At 69.2% G+C, this 19,280-nt stretch carries 20 protein-coding genes; 7 read left to right on the top strand and 13 right to left on the bottom strand.

Translation table 11 applies throughout. The annotated features are described in order from the left end of the window. Positions 1-13 precede the first annotated feature (13 nt). Both AC0QTQ_RS11525 and AC0QTQ_RS11530 read left to right on the top strand, forming a co-directional pair. Positions 14-982: a zinc ABC transporter substrate-binding protein gene (locus AC0QTQ_RS11525; RefSeq protein WP_480256700.1), complete on the top strand. Its 969-nt coding sequence runs from the start codon at positions 14-16 to the stop codon at positions 980-982. An 83-nt stretch (positions 983-1,065) separates the two neighbouring features. Then, positions 1,066-1,569 carry a GbsR/MarR family transcriptional regulator gene (locus tag AC0QTQ_RS11530; RefSeq protein ID WP_480256701.1) on the top strand — a complete coding sequence of 168 codons (504 nt, stop codon included), beginning with the start codon at positions 1,066-1,068 and terminating at the stop codon, positions 1,567-1,569. Positions 1,570-1,626: 57 nt separating this feature from the next. On the opposite strand, the gene trpB is transcribed toward AC0QTQ_RS11530, so the two are convergent. The 12 genes from trpB to trmB all read right to left on the bottom strand — a co-directional run bounded on the left by trpB (position 1,627) and on the right by trmB (position 12,075). After that, positions 1,627-2,859 carry a tryptophan synthase subunit beta gene (gene trpB, locus AC0QTQ_RS11535; RefSeq protein WP_121534738.1) on the bottom strand — a complete coding sequence of 411 codons (1,233 nt, stop codon included), beginning with the start codon at positions 2,857-2,859 and terminating at the stop codon, positions 1,627-1,629. 17 nt (positions 2,860-2,876) lie between these two features. Further along, positions 2,877-3,326: an N-acetyltransferase family protein gene (locus AC0QTQ_RS11540; protein WP_480256702.1), complete on the bottom strand. Its 450-nt coding sequence runs from the start codon at positions 3,324-3,326 to the stop codon at positions 2,877-2,879. After that, complete coding sequence (locus AC0QTQ_RS11545; protein ID WP_480256703.1) at positions 3,323-3,994, bottom strand: phosphoribosylanthranilate isomerase; 672 nt, start codon at positions 3,992-3,994, stop codon at positions 3,323-3,325. The genes AC0QTQ_RS11540 and AC0QTQ_RS11545 overlap by 4 nt, the downstream gene beginning before the upstream one ends. 1 nt (position 3,995) lies before the next feature. Further along, a complete protein-coding gene (locus AC0QTQ_RS11550) occupies positions 3,996-4,352 on the bottom strand; it encodes a lipopolysaccharide assembly protein LapA domain-containing protein (RefSeq protein ID WP_245965317.1) in 357 nt (118 codons plus the stop codon). A 1-nt stretch (position 4,353) separates the two neighbouring features. After that, positions 4,354-4,641: an integration host factor subunit beta gene (gene ihfB, locus AC0QTQ_RS11555; protein ID WP_113899323.1), complete on the bottom strand. Its 288-nt coding sequence runs from the start codon at positions 4,639-4,641 to the stop codon at positions 4,354-4,356. Between the two features lie 296 nt (positions 4,642-4,937). Continuing rightward, positions 4,938-5,957 carry an LLM class flavin-dependent oxidoreductase gene (locus AC0QTQ_RS11560; protein WP_480256704.1) on the bottom strand — a complete coding sequence of 340 codons (1,020 nt, stop codon included), beginning with the start codon at positions 5,955-5,957 and terminating at the stop codon, positions 4,938-4,940. Between the two features lie 210 nt (positions 5,958-6,167). Then, positions 6,168-7,847 (bottom strand): 30S ribosomal protein S1, encoded by a 1,680-nt coding sequence (gene rpsA, locus AC0QTQ_RS11565; protein ID WP_121534742.1) that lies wholly within the window; start codon positions 7,845-7,847, stop codon positions 6,168-6,170. 157 nt (positions 7,848-8,004) lie between these two features. Further along, positions 8,005-8,499 (bottom strand): BLUF domain-containing protein, encoded by a 495-nt coding sequence (locus AC0QTQ_RS11570; protein ID WP_480256705.1) that lies wholly within the window; start codon positions 8,497-8,499, stop codon positions 8,005-8,007. A 62-nt stretch (positions 8,500-8,561) separates the two neighbouring features. Beyond that, the gene (locus tag AC0QTQ_RS11575; RefSeq protein WP_480256706.1) at positions 8,562-9,149 is read right to left on the bottom strand and encodes a hypothetical protein; all 588 of its coding nucleotides are present in this window, start codon (positions 9,147-9,149) and stop codon (positions 8,562-8,564) included. A gap of 36 nt (positions 9,150-9,185) precedes the next feature. Further along, the gene (locus tag AC0QTQ_RS11580; protein WP_480256707.1) at positions 9,186-9,770 is read right to left on the bottom strand and encodes a (d)CMP kinase; all 585 of its coding nucleotides are present in this window, start codon (positions 9,768-9,770) and stop codon (positions 9,186-9,188) included. A 121-nt stretch (positions 9,771-9,891) separates the two neighbouring features. Then, positions 9,892-11,238 (bottom strand): 3-phosphoshikimate 1-carboxyvinyltransferase, encoded by a 1,347-nt coding sequence (aroA, locus tag AC0QTQ_RS11585; RefSeq protein ID WP_480256708.1) that lies wholly within the window; start codon positions 11,236-11,238, stop codon positions 9,892-9,894. 108 nt (positions 11,239-11,346) lie between these two features. After that, positions 11,347-12,075, bottom strand: a complete 729-nt coding sequence (gene trmB / locus AC0QTQ_RS11590; RefSeq protein WP_480256709.1) for a tRNA (guanine(46)-N(7))-methyltransferase TrmB — start codon at positions 12,073-12,075, stop codon at positions 11,347-11,349. A 135-nt stretch (positions 12,076-12,210) separates the two neighbouring features. On the opposite strand from trmB, the gene lexA reads away from it, so the two are divergent. Then, the gene (gene lexA / locus AC0QTQ_RS11595; RefSeq protein ID WP_480256710.1) at positions 12,211-12,903 is read left to right on the top strand and encodes a transcriptional repressor LexA; all 693 of its coding nucleotides are present in this window, start codon (positions 12,211-12,213) and stop codon (positions 12,901-12,903) included. On the opposite strand, the gene AC0QTQ_RS11600 is transcribed toward lexA, so the two are convergent. Continuing rightward, the gene (locus AC0QTQ_RS11600; protein ID WP_480256711.1) at positions 12,897-15,008 is read right to left on the bottom strand and encodes a ComEC/Rec2 family competence protein; all 2,112 of its coding nucleotides are present in this window, start codon (positions 15,006-15,008) and stop codon (positions 12,897-12,899) included. The genes lexA and AC0QTQ_RS11600 overlap by 7 nt on opposite strands. A 121-nt stretch (positions 15,009-15,129) precedes the next feature. Here AC0QTQ_RS11600 and gltX point away from each other — a divergent pair, with 121 nt between their 5' ends. From gltX to AC0QTQ_RS11620, 4 genes are all read left to right on the top strand, one after another. Beyond that, positions 15,130-16,530, top strand: a complete 1,401-nt coding sequence (gltX, locus tag AC0QTQ_RS11605) for a glutamate--tRNA ligase (RefSeq protein WP_480256712.1) — start codon at positions 15,130-15,132, stop codon at positions 16,528-16,530. 75 nt (positions 16,531-16,605) lie between these two features. Next, the gene (gene gltA, locus AC0QTQ_RS11610; RefSeq protein WP_480256713.1) at positions 16,606-17,901 is read left to right on the top strand and encodes a citrate synthase; all 1,296 of its coding nucleotides are present in this window, start codon (positions 16,606-16,608) and stop codon (positions 17,899-17,901) included. A 74-nt stretch (positions 17,902-17,975) separates the two neighbouring features. Then, entirely contained in the window at positions 17,976-18,395 is a 420-nt protein-coding gene (locus AC0QTQ_RS11615; protein WP_480256714.1) for a DUF1284 domain-containing protein, read from the top strand. A 75-nt stretch (positions 18,396-18,470) separates the two neighbouring features. Then, positions 18,471-19,130: an SDR family NAD(P)-dependent oxidoreductase gene (locus tag AC0QTQ_RS11620; RefSeq protein WP_480256715.1), complete on the top strand. Its 660-nt coding sequence runs from the start codon at positions 18,471-18,473 to the stop codon at positions 19,128-19,130. Positions 19,131-19,280 lie beyond the last annotated feature (150 nt).

Genomic DNA, 19,280 nt, shown 5'->3' on the forward strand with positions numbered 1-19,280 from the left:
GAAGAGGTGCCCGATGCGCTCTCCCCTGATGCTTGCCGCCCTGCTGGGGGGCACCGCCCTGCCCGGCCTCGCCCTGGCCGAGGTGCCGAAGGTGGTGACCGACCTGCCCGCGGTGCAGTCGCTTGCGCTGCAGGTGATGGGCGATCTCGGCCCGGTCGACGTGCTGCTCGAACAGGGCGCGAATGCGCACAGCTATCAGCTGAAACCCTCGCAGGCGCGCGCGCTTGAACGGGCGGATCTGGTGCTCTGGGTCGGGGCCGAGATGACCCCCTGGCTCGACCGCGCCATCACCTCGGTCGCCCCCGACGCGCATGCGCTGTCGCTGCTGCATGCCGAAGGGACGCATCTCCAGAATTTCGCCGCGGCCCATGACCATGGCGCGGACGAACATGCGACCGACGCGCATGACCATGCCGCCGAGGGCGCCGATGCACAGGCCGACGAGGATGGCCATGTCCACGAGGGCGTCGACCCCCACGCCTGGCTCGACCCGGCGAATGCCGAACTGTGGCTGGGCCTGATCGCGGATGAGTTCAGCCGCCTCGACCCCGAGCATGCCGCGACCTATGCCGCCAACGCCGCGGCCGCAAAGGCGAAGATCGAAGCACTCGACGCCACGCTGACGGCAGAGCTCGCCCCGGTGAAGGATCGTCCCTTCGTCGTCTTCCACGCTGCCTATGGCTATTTCGCCGATCATTACGGGCTGAAGGTCGCCGGCGCGATCGCGCTTGGCGATGCGACGGATGCCGGCGCGGCGCATCTGAGCGAACTGCGCGCCGATCTGGTCGCGGATGGCGTCGTCTGCGCCTTCCCCGAGGCCCAGCACGACACCCGCCCGGCCGAGCGGCTGATCGAGGGCACGGGCGTCAGGCTTGGCGGGGCGCTCGATCCCTCGGGCAGCACGCTGAGCTATGGCGCGGACCTCTACGAGCGGCTGATGCAGGGGCTCGCCGGCACGATCTCGGGCTGTCTCGCCGGCTAAGCCGCGATGCGGCATCAGGGTGCAGGGCAGAGGGCGACAAGCCCGCAAAGCCCTGCTAGAACCGGGGGCGAAGGAGACCGTGAATGCCCGCCACCCCGCCCCCGGACCTTGCCCGCCTCTTTGCCGAAGCGGCCCCCCGCTTCGGTCTCAGCCGCCCCGCCGGCGCCTGTTTCGCCGCGATCTGGCGCGCCGCACAGGCCCCCTCGGCCGAGGATCTGGTGACGATCCTCGGTCTGTCGCGCTCGAACGTCTCGGTGGCGCTGAAGGAGCTGCGCGAGCGCGGCCTGATCCAGGCGGCGCGCAGCTTCGGCTCGCGCAAGGATTACTTCGTCGCCGATCCCGACCCCTGGGCGCTGCTGCGCTCGCTGCTGATCGAGCGTCAGCGCCGTGACCTCGCCCCTCTGGCCGAGCGTCTGGCAACGTTTGCGCAGGGCTCGGACGATCCGCGGCTCGCGCCGCTCGCGCAGATGGTGCAGGCGGCGGATGACTGGTTCGCCCGCCTTGCCCGGCACGACGCGGCCGAGCTTGCCCAGCTGATGCAGGCGGGCGATCTGCCGAAGAAGAAAAAGAAGAAGAACCGCGACTGAAGGCCCGGACAGGCCCGCAGGAGCGGAGACGGGCGGGGTTTCCCCGCCCGGGTCCTGTCAGCCCTGCATCTCGACGCCAAGGTGGCGCGCGACGGTGAAGATGTCCTTGTCGCCCCGCCCCGAGAGATTGACCACGATGATGTGGTCCTTCGGCAGCGTCGGCGCGATCTTCTTCACATGGGCAAGCGCATGGCTCGGCTCCAGCGCCGGGATGATGCCCTCGGTCCGGCACAGCATCTGGAAGGCGTCGAGCGCCTCCATGTCGGTCACCGAGACATAGTCCGCGCGGCCGATGTCATGCAGCCACGCGTGCTCCGGCCCGATCCCCGGATAGTCGAGCCCGGCCGAGATCGAATGCCCTTCGAGGATCTGGCCGTCCTCGTCCTGCAGCAGATAGGTGCGGTTGCCATGCAGCACGCCCGGACGCCCGCCGGTGAGCGAGGCGCAATGCTCCATCCGCTCGTCGACGCCATGGCCGCCGGCCTCGACGCCGATGATCTTGACCGAGGGATCGTCGAGGAAGGGATAGAACAGCCCCATCGCGTTCGAGCCACCGCCGATCGCCGCGATCACCGTGTCGGGCAGCCGGCCCTCGCCTTCGAGCTCCTCGAGCTGCCAGCGGGTTTCCTTGCCGATGATCGACTGGAAATCGCGCACCATCGCCGGATAGGGATGCGGGCCCGCCACCGTGCCGATGCAATAGAAGGTGTCGCGGACGTTCGTCACCCAATCGCGCAGCGCGTCGTTCATCGCGTCCTTCAGCGTGCCGCGGCCCGAGGTCACCGGATGCACCTCGGCGCCCAGAAGCCGCATGCGGAACACGTTCGGCGCCTGCCGCTCGACATCGGTCGCGCCCATGTAGACGACGCATTTCAGCCCGAACTTGGCGCAGACCGTCGCCGTCGCCACGCCATGCTGGCCGGCACCGGTCTCGGCGATGATCCGGGTCTTGCCCATGCGGCGGGCGAGCAGGATCTGGCCGAGCACGTTGTTGATCTTGTGCGCGCCGGTGTGGTTCAGCTCCTCGCGCTTGAGATAGATCTTGGCGCCGCCCAGCTCCTCGGTCAGGCGCTCGGCGAAATAGAGCGGCGAGGGCCGGCCGACGTAGTATTTCCACAGATACTCCATCTCGGCCCAGAACTCCGGGTCGGTCTTGGCGTGTTCATATTGCGCCTCGAGCTCCAGGATCAGCGGCATCAGCGTCTCGGACACGAAGCGCCCGCCATGGATGCCGAAGCGCCCGTTCTCGTCGGGGCCGGTCATGAAGCTGTTGGGAAGGTCCTCGGCCATCGTCTCACCTCGCGCGTTCAGTCGAGCTTGCGTTTATAGCCAAAGTGGCTGCGGGTAAAGCCAAGCCGCTCGTAGAAGGCATGGGCCCGGCTGCGCGAGGCATGGGTGGTCAACTGCATCACCACGGCCCCCGCAGCCCGGGCGCGCGCCTCGGCATCGGCCATCAGCGCGGCGCCGATCCCCTGCCCGCGCAGCCCCGCCGCGACCCGCACCGCCTCGATCTGCGCGCGCCGGGGCGCGGCAAGCGAAAGCCCGGTGAGGATCGAGAGCTGATAGGTGGCAATCACCTGCCTCGCGTCATCCGTGCCGACGATCAGCCGGGTGACGCCCTGCGCGGCCATCTCGCGCCAGAGCGCCAGGGCCCGTTCGGGCGCCATCGGCTTCGGATCGGCATCGCGACGATCGTCGGAAAGCAGTGCCAGCACCGGCGCAAGGTCGGCCTCGATCGCCTCGCGCCAGCGGATCATCCCTGCGCGGCCGCGACGAAGGCCCGGATCAGCGCCGCGTCCTTCTCGCCCGGCAGGCTCTCGACGCCCGAGCTGACATCGACCTGCGTCGCGCCGGTCAGGCGCACCGCCTCGGCGACGTTCTCGGGGGTCAGGCCGCCGGCCAGCATCCAGGGCCGCGTCCAGCTGCGCCCGGCGATCAGCTGCCAGTCGAAGGGCAGCCCGTTGCCGCCCGGCAGCGCCGCGCCCGCGGGCGCCTTGGCATCGACGAGGATCTGGTCCGCCACCGCCTCGTAGGCGTCAAGATGCGGCAGGTCCTCGGCGGTCGACACGCCCACGGCCTTCATCACCGGCAGCCCGGCGCGCGCGCGCACCTCGGCCACCCGCTCGGGGCTTTCATGGCCATGCAGCTGCACCAGATCGAGCGGCACCAGCGCCAGAACCTCGTCAAGGAAGGCATCGCTCGGATCGACGAACAGCCCGACCTTCGCCACCCCGAAGGGCACCTCGAGCGCGAGGTCGCGCGCCACCTCGGCCGAGACGTTGCGCGGCGATTTCGGGAAGAAGACGAAGCCCACATAGGCCGCGCCCGCCGCCACCGCCTCGGCGACATACGCGGGCCGGCTGAGCCCGCAGATCTTCACCCGCGTGCCGCCCGGACGGCCCCGATTGACTGCGATCGTCACCATCTCAGCGCGCGGTCTTGTCCAGAAGCGCCAGGACCTCGTCCTTCGGCTCTTCGTGGGTGGTCTTCAGCCGCTCCACCTCGCCCTCGAGCCAGGCGGCATGGCGGGCCGTCTTCGCCGCGCCCGAACGGATGCGATGCTCGCGCATCCATTCCCAGACGAAGCCCAGCAGCAGCCCGACCAGCAGGCTGGCGAAGATCACCAGGAACAGCGGCAGCTGCACCGCCCAGGAGAAGCCGAGGAAATCGCCGGTCTCGGGCGCCAGCAGCCGCAGCGTCACCGGGGCGCGATTGGCCAGCGCGATGGCCACCAGCAGCACGGCGAGCACGCCGAGCAGCAGGAAGCGCAGGTATTTCATCATTTCAGTCCGCCTCTCCGTTCAGCCGGTCCCGCAACAGCTTGCCGGTCTTGAAGAAGGGAACGTGCTTTTCCTCGACATCGACGGCATCGCCGGTGCGCGGGTTGCGGCCGGTGCGGGCGTCGCGCTTCTTCACCGAGAAGGCGCCGAAACCGCGCAGCTCGACCCGGTCACCGCGCGCCATGGCCTCGATGATCTCCTCGAAGATCGTGTTGACGATCTTCTCGACGTCGCGCTGGAAGAGATGCGGATTTTCCTCTGAGATCTTCGCGATCAGCTCGGACCGGATCATGCGTGCGTTCCCCCCAAGGGTGTCCGGGTGGCAGCCCCGGCACTGGATTCTTCCCGGACTATACGGAGAATTTTTTCCAGCACAAACAGCAAAGGCTTGGAAAGGCGTGGGATTCGGCGGGATGCGGCGCGGTGTCGCCGGCCCTGCCCGCCGTGACGGCGGATGCAGGCGCAGAAATCCGGCACGACGGGCGGCGGCGCGGTCGATCCGGGCGAATCGCCCGATGCAGCGCGGAAACGGCACGGGGCGCCCGATGGGCGCCCCGTTCGGGTCATGGGATGCGGCAGGCTGCGCGCTCAGCGCCAGCCAAGCGCCGGGGCGACATGCGTCAGGATGCTCTCGATCACATGGGCGTTGTAATCGACGCCGAGCGAGTTCGGCACCGTCAGCAGCAGCGTGTCGGCTTCGGCAATCGCCTCGTCGCGCTTCAGCTGCTCGACCAGCTTGTCGGGCTCGTCGGCATAGGAGCGGCCGAAGATCGAGCGCTGCCGCTCGATGAAGCCGACCTGGTCATCCTCGCTGCCGCCACGGCCGAAATACATCCGGTCCTCGTCATTCGTCAGCGCGAAGATCGAGCGGCTGACCGAGACGCGCGGCTTGCGCTTGTGGCCCGCGGCCTTCCAGGCCTCGCGATAGGCACGGATCTGCTTGGCCTGCTGCACGTGGAAGGCCTCGCCGGTCTCGTCGTCCTTCAAGGTCGAGCTTTGCAGGTTCATCCCCAGCATCGCCGCCCATTCGGCCGTCTTGTTCGAGCCCGCGCCCCACCAGATCCGGTCGCGCAGCCCCTCCGAATAGGGCTCGAGCCGCAGCTTGCCCGGCGGGTTCGGGAACATCGGCCGCGGGTTCGGCTCGGCAAAGCCATGGCCCTCGATCATCTGCAGGAAGGCCTGCGCGTGCCGGCGCCCCATGTCGGCGTCCGTCTCGCCCTCCTCGGGCGCATAGCCGAAATAGCGCCAGCCCTCGATCACCTGCTCGGGGCTGCCGCGGCTGATGCCAAGCTGCAGCCGGCCGCCGCTGATCAGGTCGGCGGCGCCCGCCTCCTCGGCCATGTAGAGCGGGTTCTCGTAGCGCGTGTCGATCACACCGGTGCCGATCTCGATCTTCGAGGTGCGGGCGGCGACGGCCGAGAGCAGCGGGAAGGGGCTCGCGTGCTGACGGGCGAAGTGGTGGACACGGTAATAGGCGCCATCAAGGCCGAGCTCCTCGGCCGCGACGGCGAGGTCGATCGCCTGCAACAGCGCGTCGCCGGCGGTCCGGGTCGCCGAGCCACGCTGCGCCGACCAATGTCCGAAGGACAGGAAACCGATATTCTTCATCGCATTGCTCCTCGGGCAGCACAGGCGGGGGCTTGGCCCCTGCCCGGTCCCGTTCGGCACATAGCTAGTCACTGCACCCCCGGCTTCGCAACCGCGGTGAGTGTTTGCCGAAGCGCAGCCACTGTGCACGCCCCGGCAGGCAAAAGAAAAACCCCGCCCTTTCGGGCGGGGTTTCCGGGGTGGGGCCGAAGCCCCTGCCCGTATCGCGGATTACTCGCGGCTCTTGAGCGCAGCGCCCAGGATGTCGCCGAGCGAGGCGCCCGAGTCGGACGAGCCGTACTGTTCCACGGCTTCCTTCTCTTCGGCGATCTCGCGCGCCTTGATCGACACGCCGAGCTTGCGGGTCTTGCTGTCGACGTTGACGACGCGCACGTCGACATGGTCGCCAACCTGGAACCGCTCGGGGCGCTGATCGGCACGGTCACGGGCGAGGTCCGAACGGCGGATGAAGGACTTCATGCCGTTGTATTCGACCTCGATGCCGCCGTCTTCGATCGCGGTCACGGCAACGGTGATCACCGAGCCGCGCTTCACGCCGTCAACCGCATCCGAGAAGGTGTCGGCGTCGAGCGCCTTGATCGAGAGCGAGATACGCTCTTTCTCGATGTCCACCTCGGTGACCGCGGCCTTGACCACGTCGCCCTTGCGGTAGTCCTGGATCGCTTCCTCGCCGCGCTTGTCCCACGACAGGTCGCTGAGGTGCACCATGCCGTCGATGTCGTTGTCGAGGCCGATGAACAGACCGAATTCGGTGATGTTCTTGACTTCGCCTTCGATCATCGAGCCGACCGGATGGGTCTCGGCGAAGACTTCCCACGGGTTGCGCATGCACTGCTTGAGGCCGAGCGACACGCGACGCTTCGCGGTGTCGATCTCCAGCACCATGACGTCAACCTCCTGCGAGGTCGAGACGATCTTGCCGGGGTGCACGTTCTTCTTGGTCCAGGACATTTCCGAAACGTGAACGAGACCCTCGACACCGGCTTCCAGCTCGACGAACGCGCCGTAGTCGGTGATGTTGGTGACGCGGCCCTTGTGCACCGAACCGATCGGGAACTTGGCTTCGACCGAATCCCACGGATCGTTCTGCAGCTGCTTCATGCCGAGCGAGATGCGGTGGGTTTCCTTGTTGATCTTGACGACCTGGACCTTGACGGTCTCGCCGATCGACAGGATCTCCGACGGATGGTTCACGCGGCGCCACGCCATGTCGGTGACATGGAGCAGACCGTCGACACCGCCGAGGTCAACGAACGCACCGTATTCGGTGATGTTCTTGACCACGCCGTCGACCACCTGGCCTTCGGTGAGGTTCGAGATGACCTCGGCGCGCTGTTCGGCACGCGACTCTTCGAGGATCGCACGACGCGAGACAACGATGTTGCCACGACGACGGTCCATCTTGAGGATCTGGAACGGCTGCTTGAGACCCATGAGCGGGCCGGCGTCGCGCACCGGGCGGACATCGACCTGCGAGCCGGGCAGGAAGGCAACGGCGCCGCCGAGATCGACGGTGAAGCCACCCTTGACGCGGCCGAAGATGGCGCCTTCGACGCGCTCTTCGCTGGCATAGGCCTTCTCGAGACGGTCCCAGGCCTCTTCACGGCGGGCTTTCTCGCGCGAGATCACGGCCTCGCCACGGGCGTTCTCAACGCGGTCGAGGTACACTTCCACTTCGTCGCCGACGGCGATCGAGGGGGCCTCGCCCGGGTTGGCGAATTCTTTCAGGTCGACGCGGCCTTCCATCTTGTAGCCGACGTCGATGATGGCCTGGCCCGCCTCGATGGCGATGACCTTGCCCTTGACGACCGAACCCTCCTGGGGGGTGTCGATCTCGAGGCTTTCGTTGAGAAGGGCCTCGAATTCTTCCATGGTAGCTTTAGCGCACATGCGTTTCAGTTTCCTTTGCGTGTGTTTCACTGGCCTGACGGTTGGCTCCGCCGGTCTTTTGTGGATACGCCGAGGCGGGTGCAGACAGGCGTCTGCCCCCTTCGGTCGGGGCCATATAGGCGCAATTCGCCTGTGGGGCAAGGAGTTTCGGCGCCGTTCAGGCGCTCGCGTCGAGGCGGGCGAGCCAGGCCGCCTGGTCCTCGCCGGGCGCGCGGGCATGCGGGAAGGCCGAACCGTAAAGGCGCATCTCCTCGGCGGCCTCGACCATGCGCGCAAAGACCGCCCGGCTCTCCCCGGCCGACAGCGGCGGGCGGGCCCCGTCCGGGTCGAGATCGGCGCCGAGTTCGAGGGCGAGGAAATGGTCATAGCCCATCGACCAGTCCGGGAAGGGCGAGACCGCCTCGTCGGGCGCCTCGAACAGCAGGTCCAGATCCCGGTGGCGCGGGTCTGCGGCGATCCGCGCCATCAGCGCGGCGATCTCGCCCGCGGGCCCGTGCAGCGCCTGGAAGAACTGGCCGTTCGCGCGCCACAGATAGCCGGTGATCCCCGCCGCCGCGTTGTGGCGCAGCGCGACGCGCAGGATGTCGAGGTCAGAGGGGTCGAAATCGGCCCGGGCCGGAATGCTTCGATAGAGCAGGCGCGTGAAGCCCATGATGTCCCTCTGCTTTCACGCACCAGTGATAGCCGATCGCGGCGCCAAGGCAAGGACCGGGCTCAGCCCGCATCGTCGCAGAAATGGCTGCGCAGATCATAGCGCGGCGCGGTGAAGGGGCCGGGCTCGCGCGGATCGCGAAGGCCATGCGGGTGCTGTCGCGCCCAGGAGCGCGAGAGGCTGTCGGGATCAAGCGCGCGGCGCTGGCACAGGCCGATGTCGCGCAGAACCGGGCTTTCGCCGCGCAGATCGATCAGATGGCCACTCTTGCGCGCCGCGCCCTCGGTCTGGAAGACCAGCGGCTCGGGCAGCGCGATGACCTCGGTCGCGGCGCCGAAAAGCCCGTCCTCGCCCTGCCAGTCCTGCCCCTGCGCGTCACGCCCACGCGCGAATGTCAGCGCCCAGCGACCGGGCGGCACCAGCACGCGGAAGAAGGTGCCGCCGCGGACATAGGCCGCCAGCACCGCCTGCCCGGTCGCGGGGTCGGAAAGCTGCAGGTAAAGATCGGCCCCCGGATCGCTCTTCACCTGCAGCGGCAGGGTCAGCGGCAGGCCGGAATGGTTCCACATCAGCCCCGCCGGGCGCTCGATCGCCGCCGCGGGCAGGGCCAGAAGGAAAAGCACGATCACAAGGGACAAGCGGCGCATCATGGTCGCATCATGCGCCTGCCCCGCGCGCTTGTGAAGTCAGCCGCGCAGCCTTTCGATCTGCGCGACCGCGGCGGCCACCGCCTCCTCGATCGTCATCTCGGAGGTGTCGAGCACCATGGCATCCGCCGCGGGCCGCAAGGGTGCATCGGCGCGGTTCATGTCGCGCGCGTCGCGCTCCCTCACCTCGGCCAGCACCCGCGCCGCGTCGCCGCCAACCTCGAGCCAGCGCCGATGCGCGCGCACCTCTGGCGAGGCGGTGACGAAGAGCTTCACCTCGGCCTCGGGGCAGATCACCGTGCCGATGTCGCGCCCGTCGAGCACCGCGCCCCCCTCGCGCCGGGCAAAGGCGCGCTGGAAGTCGAGAAGCGCCTGCCGCACCTCGGGGATCACCGCGACGCGCGAGGCGGCCTGCCCGGCTTCCAGCGTGCGCAGGTCATCGCGTGCCAGATCCTCGGGCGTCAGTCCGCGCGCCGCTTCGACCGGATCGCCGCCCTTGACGCCCACGGCGCGATAGAGCGCCCCGGTGTCGAGATGGGCAAAGCCGAAGCGGGCCGCCACGGCGCGCGAGATCGTGCCCTTGCCCGCCGCCGCCGGCCCGTCGATCGCTACGGTGAATCTCATGGCGTTCCCCTCAGTTCCGGCCTCGCTGTCGCATCCGAGCATTTGACCCAAGAAAAGGCCAAGGTGCAAAGACCCCCGGCTTTTCCTTGCCCAAAGACTCCCGCTGGAGGCGTCCTTGCTTTCAGCCTTCGCGGACGATCTCGGCGCCGAGCCCGCACATCAGCGGCTCGAACACCGGGAAGGAGGTGGCGATCGGCGAGCCGTCGTCGACGGAGATCGGCGCGCGCGCGGCAAGCCCGAGCACGAGGAAGCTCATCGCGATGCGGTGGTCGATATGGGTGGCGACGGTCGCGCCGCCCGGCACGCCATCGGGGCCGAGGCCATGCACGATCAGCGTGTCGTCATCTTCCTCGACGGTGACGCCGCAGGCCTCGAGCCCGCGCGCCATCGCGTCGATCCGGTCGCTTTCCTTGACCCGCAGCTCGTGCACGCCACGCATCACCGTGGTGCCGCGCGCGCAGGCCGCCACCGCCGCCAGCACCGGGTATTCGTCGATCTGGCTTGCGGCGCGTTCGACCGGCACCTCGATGCCGGTGAGTTCGGAGAAGCGCACGCGCAGGTCGGCGACGGGCTCGCCGCCCTCCTCGCGCTCGTTCTCGAAGGTGATGTCGGCGCCCATCTCGCGCAGGGTCAGGAACAGGCCATTGCGCGTCGGGTTCTGGCTGACGCCGGGGACAAGGATGTCCGAGCCCGGCACGATCAGCGCCGCACAGACCGGGAAGGCGGCCGACGACGGGTCGCGCGGCACCGCAACGGTCTGGCCGCGCAGCTCGGGCTGGCCGGTCAGGGTGATGCGATTGCCCTCGGGCGTCGCCTCGACGCTGACCTCGGCACCGAAGCCGCGCAGCATCCGCTCGGTATGATCGCGGGTCGCGGTCTTCTCGATCACCACGGTCTGGCCGGGGGCGTTGAGGCCGGCGAGCAGCACCGCCGATTTCACCTGAGCCGAGGCCATCGGCGTCGCATAGGTCACCGGCACCGGCTCGGCCGCGCCGACCACGGTCATCGGCAGCCGGCCGCCGGCGCGGCCATAGGCGCGCGCGCCGAAGAGCGCGAGCGGATCGGTCACCCGCCCCATCGGCCGCTTGCGCAGCGAGGCGTCACCGGTGAAGGTCGTGGTGATCGGCGAGGTCGCCATCGCGCCCATGATCAGCCGCACGCCGGTGCCCGAATTGCCGCAGTCGATCACGTCGGCGGGCTCGGCGAAACCGCCCACCCCCACGCCCTCGACCGTCCAGGCGCCCGCGCCCTCGCGCGTCACGCCGGCGCCGAAGGCCGCCATCGCCTTCGCAGTGTCGAGCACATCCTGCCCCTCGAGCAGGCCGGTGATTTTCGTGGTGCCGACCGACAGCGCACCAAGGATCAGCGCGCGGTGCGAGATCGACTTGTCGCCGGGCACCTCGGCCACGCCGGAAAGCGCGGCGCTCTTGCGCGCGGTCATGCGGATCGGATCGCCGTGGCCGGACATGGAAACCTCCCTGAAAGATCGGCCCCTGTTAGCGCAGCGCGCGCGCCCGCGAAAGCCCCCGGCCGGCGCGCGGCGCAAAATGCCGCCCCGCCGGGCCCCGCGGCGCGTTCAGAGCCGGCGGAAGGTGGCGTAATCGGGGGTGCGGCCCTCGCGCAGCGCCTTCTGCTCGTAGCGGGTCGAGATCCAGTCGCTCCACGGCGTGCCGGAATGGGCGACAAGCTCGAAGCCCGCCTTCGGCACCTCGCGCAGGGCCTGGGCCATGTAGCTCGGAATGTCGGTCGCGACGCGGAACTCGGCACCGGGCGCCATCACCCGGGCAAGCGGCACCAGATGCTCGGCGGTGACGAAGCGGCGGCGGTGGTGGCGCCGTTTCGGCCAGGGGTCGGGATAGTTCAGGAAGGCCTTGGCGATGCAGCCCTCGGGCAGCACGTCCATCAGGTCGCGCGCGTCGCCCGGATGCACGGCCAGGTTCGTCACGTCGGCGGCGCGGATCTTGCCGAGCAACATCGCGACGCCGTTGATGAAGGGCTCGGCGCCGATGATGTTCACCTGCGGATAGCTTGCCGCCATGTGCACCAGATGCTCGCCGCCGCCGAAACCGACCTCGAGCCAGATCGGCGCGTCATTGCCGAAGATGGTGGCCGGGTCGATCACCTCGCGCGCCGGGTTCTCGGCCCGGGTGACGCCGCGCGGGCGCAGGCTGTCGAGATCCTCGCTCAGATAGGTCTTTTGCGAGGCACGCATCGTCTTGCCGCGGATGCGGCCGTAGAAATTGCGCCATTCGGGCCGGCTCGTGTCGCCGTCCGCTGCCTCGGGATGTTCGCTCTCGTCGCTCATGGCCGGCCTCTAGGGCGGCGGCGCGGGCCGGTCAAGCCCCGTGGACGGCGGCGCCGGGCAAATCTTGACCGCAGCGCGGAACGGCGTTAGAACTTAATGTGAACTCACCGCGAACAAAACCGGGATGCACCGCCGATGCTGACGCGCAAGCAAATGGAATTGCTGGATTTCATCCAGAAGCGGGTGGCGCGCGACGGCGTGCCCCCCTCCTTTGACGAAATGAAGGACGCGCTCGAGCTGCGCTCGAAGTCGGGGATCCACCGGCTGATCACCGCGCTCGAGGAACGCGGCTTCATCCGCCGCCTTGCCCACCGGGCCCGCGCGATCGAGATCGTGAAGCTGCCCGAGGCGATGGAGACCGCAAAGCCCGGCTTCACGCCGCGGGTGATCGAGGGCGAGAAGGTGGCCCCGCCGCGCGCCGCGCAGCCGGTCGAGGCGGTGCATGCGCTCGAGCTGCCGGTGATGGGGCGGATCGCCGCCGGCGTGCCGATCGAGGCGATTGCCGAGATCTCGCATCACATCGCGGTGCCGGGCTCGATGCTGTCGGGCCGGGGCGAGCATTACGCGCTCGAAGTGCGGGGCGATTCGATGATCGGCATCGGCATCAACGACGGCGACATCGTGGTGATCCGCGAACAGGGCACGGCCGACAACGGCGACATCGTGGTGGCACTGGTCGACGGGCACGAGGCGACGCTGAAACGCTATCTGCGCCGCGGCGCGATGATCGCGCTCGAGGCGGCGAACCCCGAGTACGAGACCCGGATGCTGCGCGAGGATCAGGTGAAGGTGCAGGGCCGCCTTGTCGGGCTGATCCGCAGCTATTGACGGCGCGGGCGCCCGGTCCAGCGCCGCGCGCCCTGCCCCGGGCCGATCTGCCGGCCATCCGCGGCAAAGGCCACACCGCCCGCGCGCAGCCGGTCGCGATCCCAGATCTCGCAGCCCGCGGGGGCCGGATCGGGTGCGGGAGCCGCCAGAACGACGAGGGCGTCGTCGTGGCAGGCGGCGCTCAGCGCCGCGAGCGCGCCGGTGCCGCTCAGATGCACCACGGCGCGGCCGTTCCACAGGGCCGCCCGCGCACCGCGCGGGCCGGAGAACCCCGGACGGGCGGCGGCGGTCTCGGGCGCGGCATCGTCGCCATCGGCCTTGAGCCAGCTTTCAGCAACGAAAGCCGCGCCGGGCTTCGACAGCGCCCGGCCAGTCGCCGTGCTCAGCCCGACGAGCGCCCCCTCGGGCGCGATCAGCAGCGCGGGCCGCACCGCCGTGCCCCACAGCCCCGCCGCCACCGCCATCGCGGAAAGCCCCGCAACGCGCGGCAGCCCGCGCGCCAGAACCGCCACCAGCGCGCCAAGCGCCAGCAACGGCAGCACCGCAGCGGGCGGCGCCGGAACGGCGATCACCGCGCCATCGAGCGCCGCGACCCGCTCGGCCACGAAGATCATCCAGCGCGTGCCCTGCCCCATCACCCACAGCGCCGGCGCGGCCAGGCCGAGGGGCGCCAGCAACGCGGCGATCACCCCCGCCGGCATCACCAGCGTGCCTATCACCGGCACCGCGAGCAGGTTCGCCAGCAGCCCGTATTCCGCCACCCGGCCGAAATGCGCCGCCGCGATCGGCGCCGTCGCCGTGCCCGCAACCAGCGAGGTCAGCACCAGCATCGCCACCGGGCGCACCAGCCACGGCAGCCGCGGCGCGATCCGCGCCCAGGGGCCGAAGGCCAGCACCAGCGCCACGGTCGCCGCGAAGGACATCTGGAAGCCGGGCTCGGTCAGGCTCTCGGGTTCGAGCACCAGCAGCACCAGCGCCGCGAGCGCCACCGTGCGCAGCGAGATCGCGCGCCGGTCGAGCATCACCGCCAGCAGCATCACCGCGGTCATCAGCCAGGCGCGGGTCGTCGCCACCTCGGCCCCGGCGAGCCACAGGTAGACGGTCGAGGCCACCAGCGCCACCAGCGCCGCGATCTTCTTCACCGGCCAGATCAGCGCGAAGGGGCCGACGGCGGCGAGGCCGTAGCGGATCGCGGCAAAGACGAAGCCCGCCAGCATTCCCATGTGCAGCCCCGAGATCGAGATGATGTGATAGAGGTTCGCCGCCCGCATCACCGCATTCGTCGCCTCGGAAATCCCCGACCGGTCGCCGGTCATCAGCGCCGCCGCGACGGCCCCCGCCTGCCCCGGCATCCGCGCCTGCATCGCCGCCGAGAGCCGCATCCGCAGCCGGTGGCCGGCCAGCGCCCGGTCGTGCGGATCGGGGGGCGCCACGCGCAGCACCGGGCCGCGGGCGAAACCGACCGCGCCCAGCCCCTCGAACCACGCCGTGCGGCGAAAATCCCAGGCGCCGGGCTCGGCAGGCGGCGCGGGGGGCTGCAGGTTCGCGGTCAGCATCACCCGTTCGCCCGGTTCGGGCGGCGCCGCGGTCTCGGGGCGCAGGGTCACGCGCAGCGTCGCGGGGTTGCGGTCGGGGTCGATGTCGGTCAGCTGCACCGCATCAAGGGTCAGCCGGATCCGGTCGCGCGACGAGCGGTCGACCGCCAGCACCCGCCCCTCGACCGGACCGTCATAGCGAAAGGGCAGCACGGGGGCGGCGACGGCCCCGGCACGGGCCTCGGCCAGAAGCACCCCGGCCGCCAGCAGCGCCAGAAGGGCCGCCGGAAAGCGCAAGGGCTCCGCCCCGCGCGCCCAGATCAGCAACGCAACGACGGCAAGCCCGCCAAGCCCCCAGATCACCCCTGCGGGCGGATCAATGGGCGCGGCGAACCACGCCCCGATGCCCGCGCCAAGCGCCACCGGCGCCCAGAGCGGCAGGTCGAGCCGCGCCCGCACCAGCGCCCCCGCCGGATCCTCGAGCCCCGCGCCAAGCGCCCGCACCAGCCCCGCCGCGGACAGGCGCGCCGGTGCGCGCCCGGTCGTGATCGCGCTCCCCGGCTCGGACACCTTGTTTCTCTGCCCCTCCGCGCTTAGACAGACGCCGAAGATCAGCCTAGTGGCTGCATGGTTTACAGATCGTTAACAACGCCCCTCCCGGCGCCCGCCGGACCGGGCGAGAAAGGCCTCGATGTCGCAAAAGATCGTCACCCGCTTCGCCCCCTCGCCGACCGGCTACCTGCATATCGGCGGGGCCCGCACGGCGCTGTTCAACTGGCTGTTCGCGCGCGGCCATGGCGGCACCTTCCTGCTGCGCATCGAGGACACCGACCGCGCCCGCTCGACCCCCGAGGCGACGGCGGCGATCCTGAAGGGGCTCGAGTGGCTCGGCCTCGACTATGACGGCGAGGTGGTCAGCCAGTTCGAGCGCGTGCCCCGCCACGCCGAGGTGGCGCGCGAGATGCTCGCGCGCGGCGCGGCCTACAAGTGCTTCTCGACCCAGGAAGAGATCGAGGCGTTCCGGGAAAAGGCGAAGGCCGAGGGCACCTCGCAGCTGTTCCGCTCGCCCTGGCGCGACGCCGATCCCTCGACGTATCCGGATGCGCCCTATGTGATCCGGCTGAAGGCGCCGCGCGAGGGCGCGACGGTGGTGCACGACAAGGTGCAAGGCGACGTGACCGTGCGCAACGATCAGCTTGACGACATGGTCTGCCTGCGCTCGGACGGCACGCCGACCTACATGCTCGCCGTGGTGGTCGACGACCACGACATGGGCGTGACCCATGTGATCCGCGGTGACGACCATCTGGTGAACGCGGCGCGGCAGATGCAGATCTATCTCGCCATGGGCTGGGACGTGCCGGTCTATGCCCATATCCCGCTGATCCACGGCCCGGACGGCAAGAAGCTGTCGAAGCGCCACGGCGCGGTCGGGCTCGAGCAGTATCAGGCCATGGGCTATCCGGCGGCGGGGATGCGCAACTATCTGGCGCGACTCGGCTGGAGCCACGGCGATGATGAATTCTTCACCGACGAGCAGGCGAAGAGCTGGTTCGAGCTGGAAGGAATCGGCCGTTCGCCGGCGCGTCTCGACTTCAAGAAGCTCGAGAATATCTGCGGCCGGCACATGGCTGTGGCCGATGATGACGCGCTGATGCCGCAGGTCGCAGGCTATCTGGAGGCTGCAGAGCTGCCCGCACTGACCGAAATGCAGACAAAGGGGCTGCGCGCGGCGATGCCCTATATCAAGTCGAGCGCGAAGACCTTCCCTCAACTCATTGAAAAGGCGCACTTCGCCCTGATTCAGCGGCCGATCGACGTGGACGAGAAGGCGGCAAAACAGCTTGATCCGGTATCCCGTGGTATACTGAAAGAATTGACGCCGCGCCTGCAAAATGCTAGCTGGACGCGCGACGATCTGGAGGCCATCGTGAAGCAGGTTGCGGAGGAGAAAGACCTCGGGCTCGGCAAGCTGGCCTCTCCCCTGCGTGCCGCACTTGCGGGGCGGTCGGTGACCCCCGGCGTGTTCGATATGATGTATGTCCTCGGCCGGGAGGAAACCTTGGCCAGGGTGAACGATCAGGTGGCCTGAGGGCGGGCCGCCTCTCCGGTGAAACCGGACCCAACAGACCGGCGCGCCCGGCCGGACGACAGGAAAGGGAAGCTCATGGCTGACACGAAACGAACTGCCACACTGACGCTCGATGGCAAGACCTACGAGCTGCCGGTTCTCTCGCCCTCCGTGGGTCCGGATGTTCTCGACATCCGCAAGCTCTATGGCCAGGCCGATGTCTTCACCTACGACCCCGGTTTCACCTCGACCGCCGCCTGCGAGTCGGCGATCACCTATATCGACGGCGACAAGGGCGAGCTGCTCTATCGCGGCTATCCGATCGACCAGCTGGCCGAGAAGTCGCATTACCTCGAAGTCTGCTATCTGCTGCTGAACGGCGAACTGCCGACCCGCCAGCAGATGGAGGACTTCGAGTACCGGATCACCCGGCACACCATGCTGCACGAGCAGATCCAGTATTTCTTCCGCGGCTTCCGTCGTGACGCCCACCCGATGGCGACGATGGTCGGCGTCGTCGGCGCGCTCTCGTCCTTCTACCACGACAGCCTCGACATCAACGATCCGTGGCAGCGCGAAGTGGCCTCGATGCGCCTCATCGCCAAGCTGCCGACGATCGCCGCCTGGGCCTACAAGTACTCGATCGGCCAGCCCTTCGTCTATCCGCGCAACGAGCTGAGCTACGCCGAGAACTTCCTGCACATGTGCTTCTCGGTCCCGGCCGAGCCCTATCACGTGGAACCGGCGCTGGCGAAGGCGATGGACCGCATCTTCACCCTGCATGCGGACCACGAGCAGAACGCCTCGACCTCGACCGTGCGTCTGGCCGGCTCCTCGGGCGCGAACCCGTTTGCCTGCATCGCGGCCGGCATCGCCTGCCTCTGGGGCCCGGCCCACGGCGGCGCCAACCAGGCCTGCCTCGAGATGCTGCGCGAGATCGGCACCGTGGACCGCATCCCGGAATTCATCGCGCGCGCAAAGGACAAGAACGATCCCTTCAAGCTGATGGGCTTCGGTCACCGCGTCTACAAGAACTTCGACCCGCGCGCGAAGGTGATGAAGGAATCGGCGGACGAGGTGCTCGATCTGCTCGGCATCCACAACAACCCGACGCTCCAGGTCGCCAAGGAGCTCGAGAAGATCGCGCTTCAGGACGAGTATTTCATCGAGAAGAAGCTCTACCCGAACGTCGACTTCTACTCGGGCATCATCCTCGAGGCGATGGGCTTCCCGACCTCGATGTTCACGCCGATCTTCGCGCTGTCGCGCACCGTCGGCTGGATCTCGCAGTGGAAGGAAATGATCGGCGACCCCACCGGCAAGATCGGCCGTCCGCGGCAGCTCTACACCGGCGCGACCTTCCGCGACTACATCGACGTCGACGCGCGCTGAGGGGCACGCAAGCCACTCGAGGGCCGGGGATTTCCCCGGCCCTTCGCATATCTGCCCGAACCTCCGAGCCCGCGATGTCCGACCGCCCGCTGCGCTACCGCCCGCATCATTTCCTGTGCTCCCTCGGTTTCGAGGGGAAGGGCTATTCCGACGCCTTCACCGCCAACATGACGGCGATCGTCATGGGCCGGCTGCGCACCGAGGCGGGCCCGGCGGTCGAGATCGAGGTGACGGCGGCAGCAGATGACATCTGCGCCCCCTGCCCGGCGCGGCGCGGCGAAGGCTGCGACACCGCGGCGACGATCGACCGGCTTGATGCCGCGCATGCCCGTGCGCTCGGCCTGACGACGGGCGACCGGCTGAGCTGGGGCGAGGCGCTCGACCGGATGCGCGCGCTGCCGGCCGAGGCGCTGAGCGAGATCTGCGCGCCCTGCCAGTGGCTGCGCTACGGCATGTGCCGCGCCGCCCTCGCCCGACTGCAATCAGACAGCTGAGACCGCAACAGGATGCCGCAGGCGCGCCCGCGCGAAACGCTTGCGCGCCGCCTTCCCCTCTGGCAAGGAGCCGTCATGAGCACCGAGACCACCGAAAAGAACATCGCCCTCGTCACCGGCGCCTCGCGCGGGCTTGGCGCGGCGCTTGCCGAAACCCTTGCCGCCCGGGGCTGGCACGTGATGGCCGTCGCCCGCACCGTGGGCGGGCTCGAGGAACTCGACGACCGGATCCAGGCGGCCGGCGGGTCGGCCTCGCTTGCGCCGCTCGACGTCACCGACCCGGCGCAGATGGAGCATCTGGCGAACGCGATCGCCGGCCGCTGGGGCCGGATCGGGCTTTGGGCGCACACCGCGATCCACGCCGCGCCGCTTGCGCCTGCGGGCCATATCGACGCCAAGGATTTCTCGAAATCCGTCGCCACGAACGTCACCGCGACGGCAACGCTGATCCCGCTGATCGAACCGCTGCTGCGCGCGGGCGCGGGCACCGCACTCTTCTTCGACGATCCGCGCGGCGGACAGAAGTTCTTCGGCGCCTATGGCGCGACCAAGGCCGCACAGATCGCGCTCGCCCGCAGCTGGCAGGCGGAAAACGTCAAGATCGGCCCGCGCGTGGTGATCGCGGAACCGCGGCCGATGCCGACGGCGACGCGCGCGCGCTTCTTCCCCTCCGAAGACCGCGCGCCCCTCGCCGATATCCGCGACGAGGCGAAACGCCTCCTCGCCGAGCTCTAAGACCGGCGGGCGAAGGGGGCGCCGCCCCCTCGCGGCTTCGCCGCTCACCCCCGAGGTATTTCGGCCAGGAAGAAAGCAGGAGCCGGGATCGGCTGCCGGGGCTGCGCAAGCGGCCCCTTTTGCTTTCATCTTGGCACAAATACCTCGGGG

Source organism: Paenirhodobacter sp. YD-8 (genome assembly GCF_056590935.1).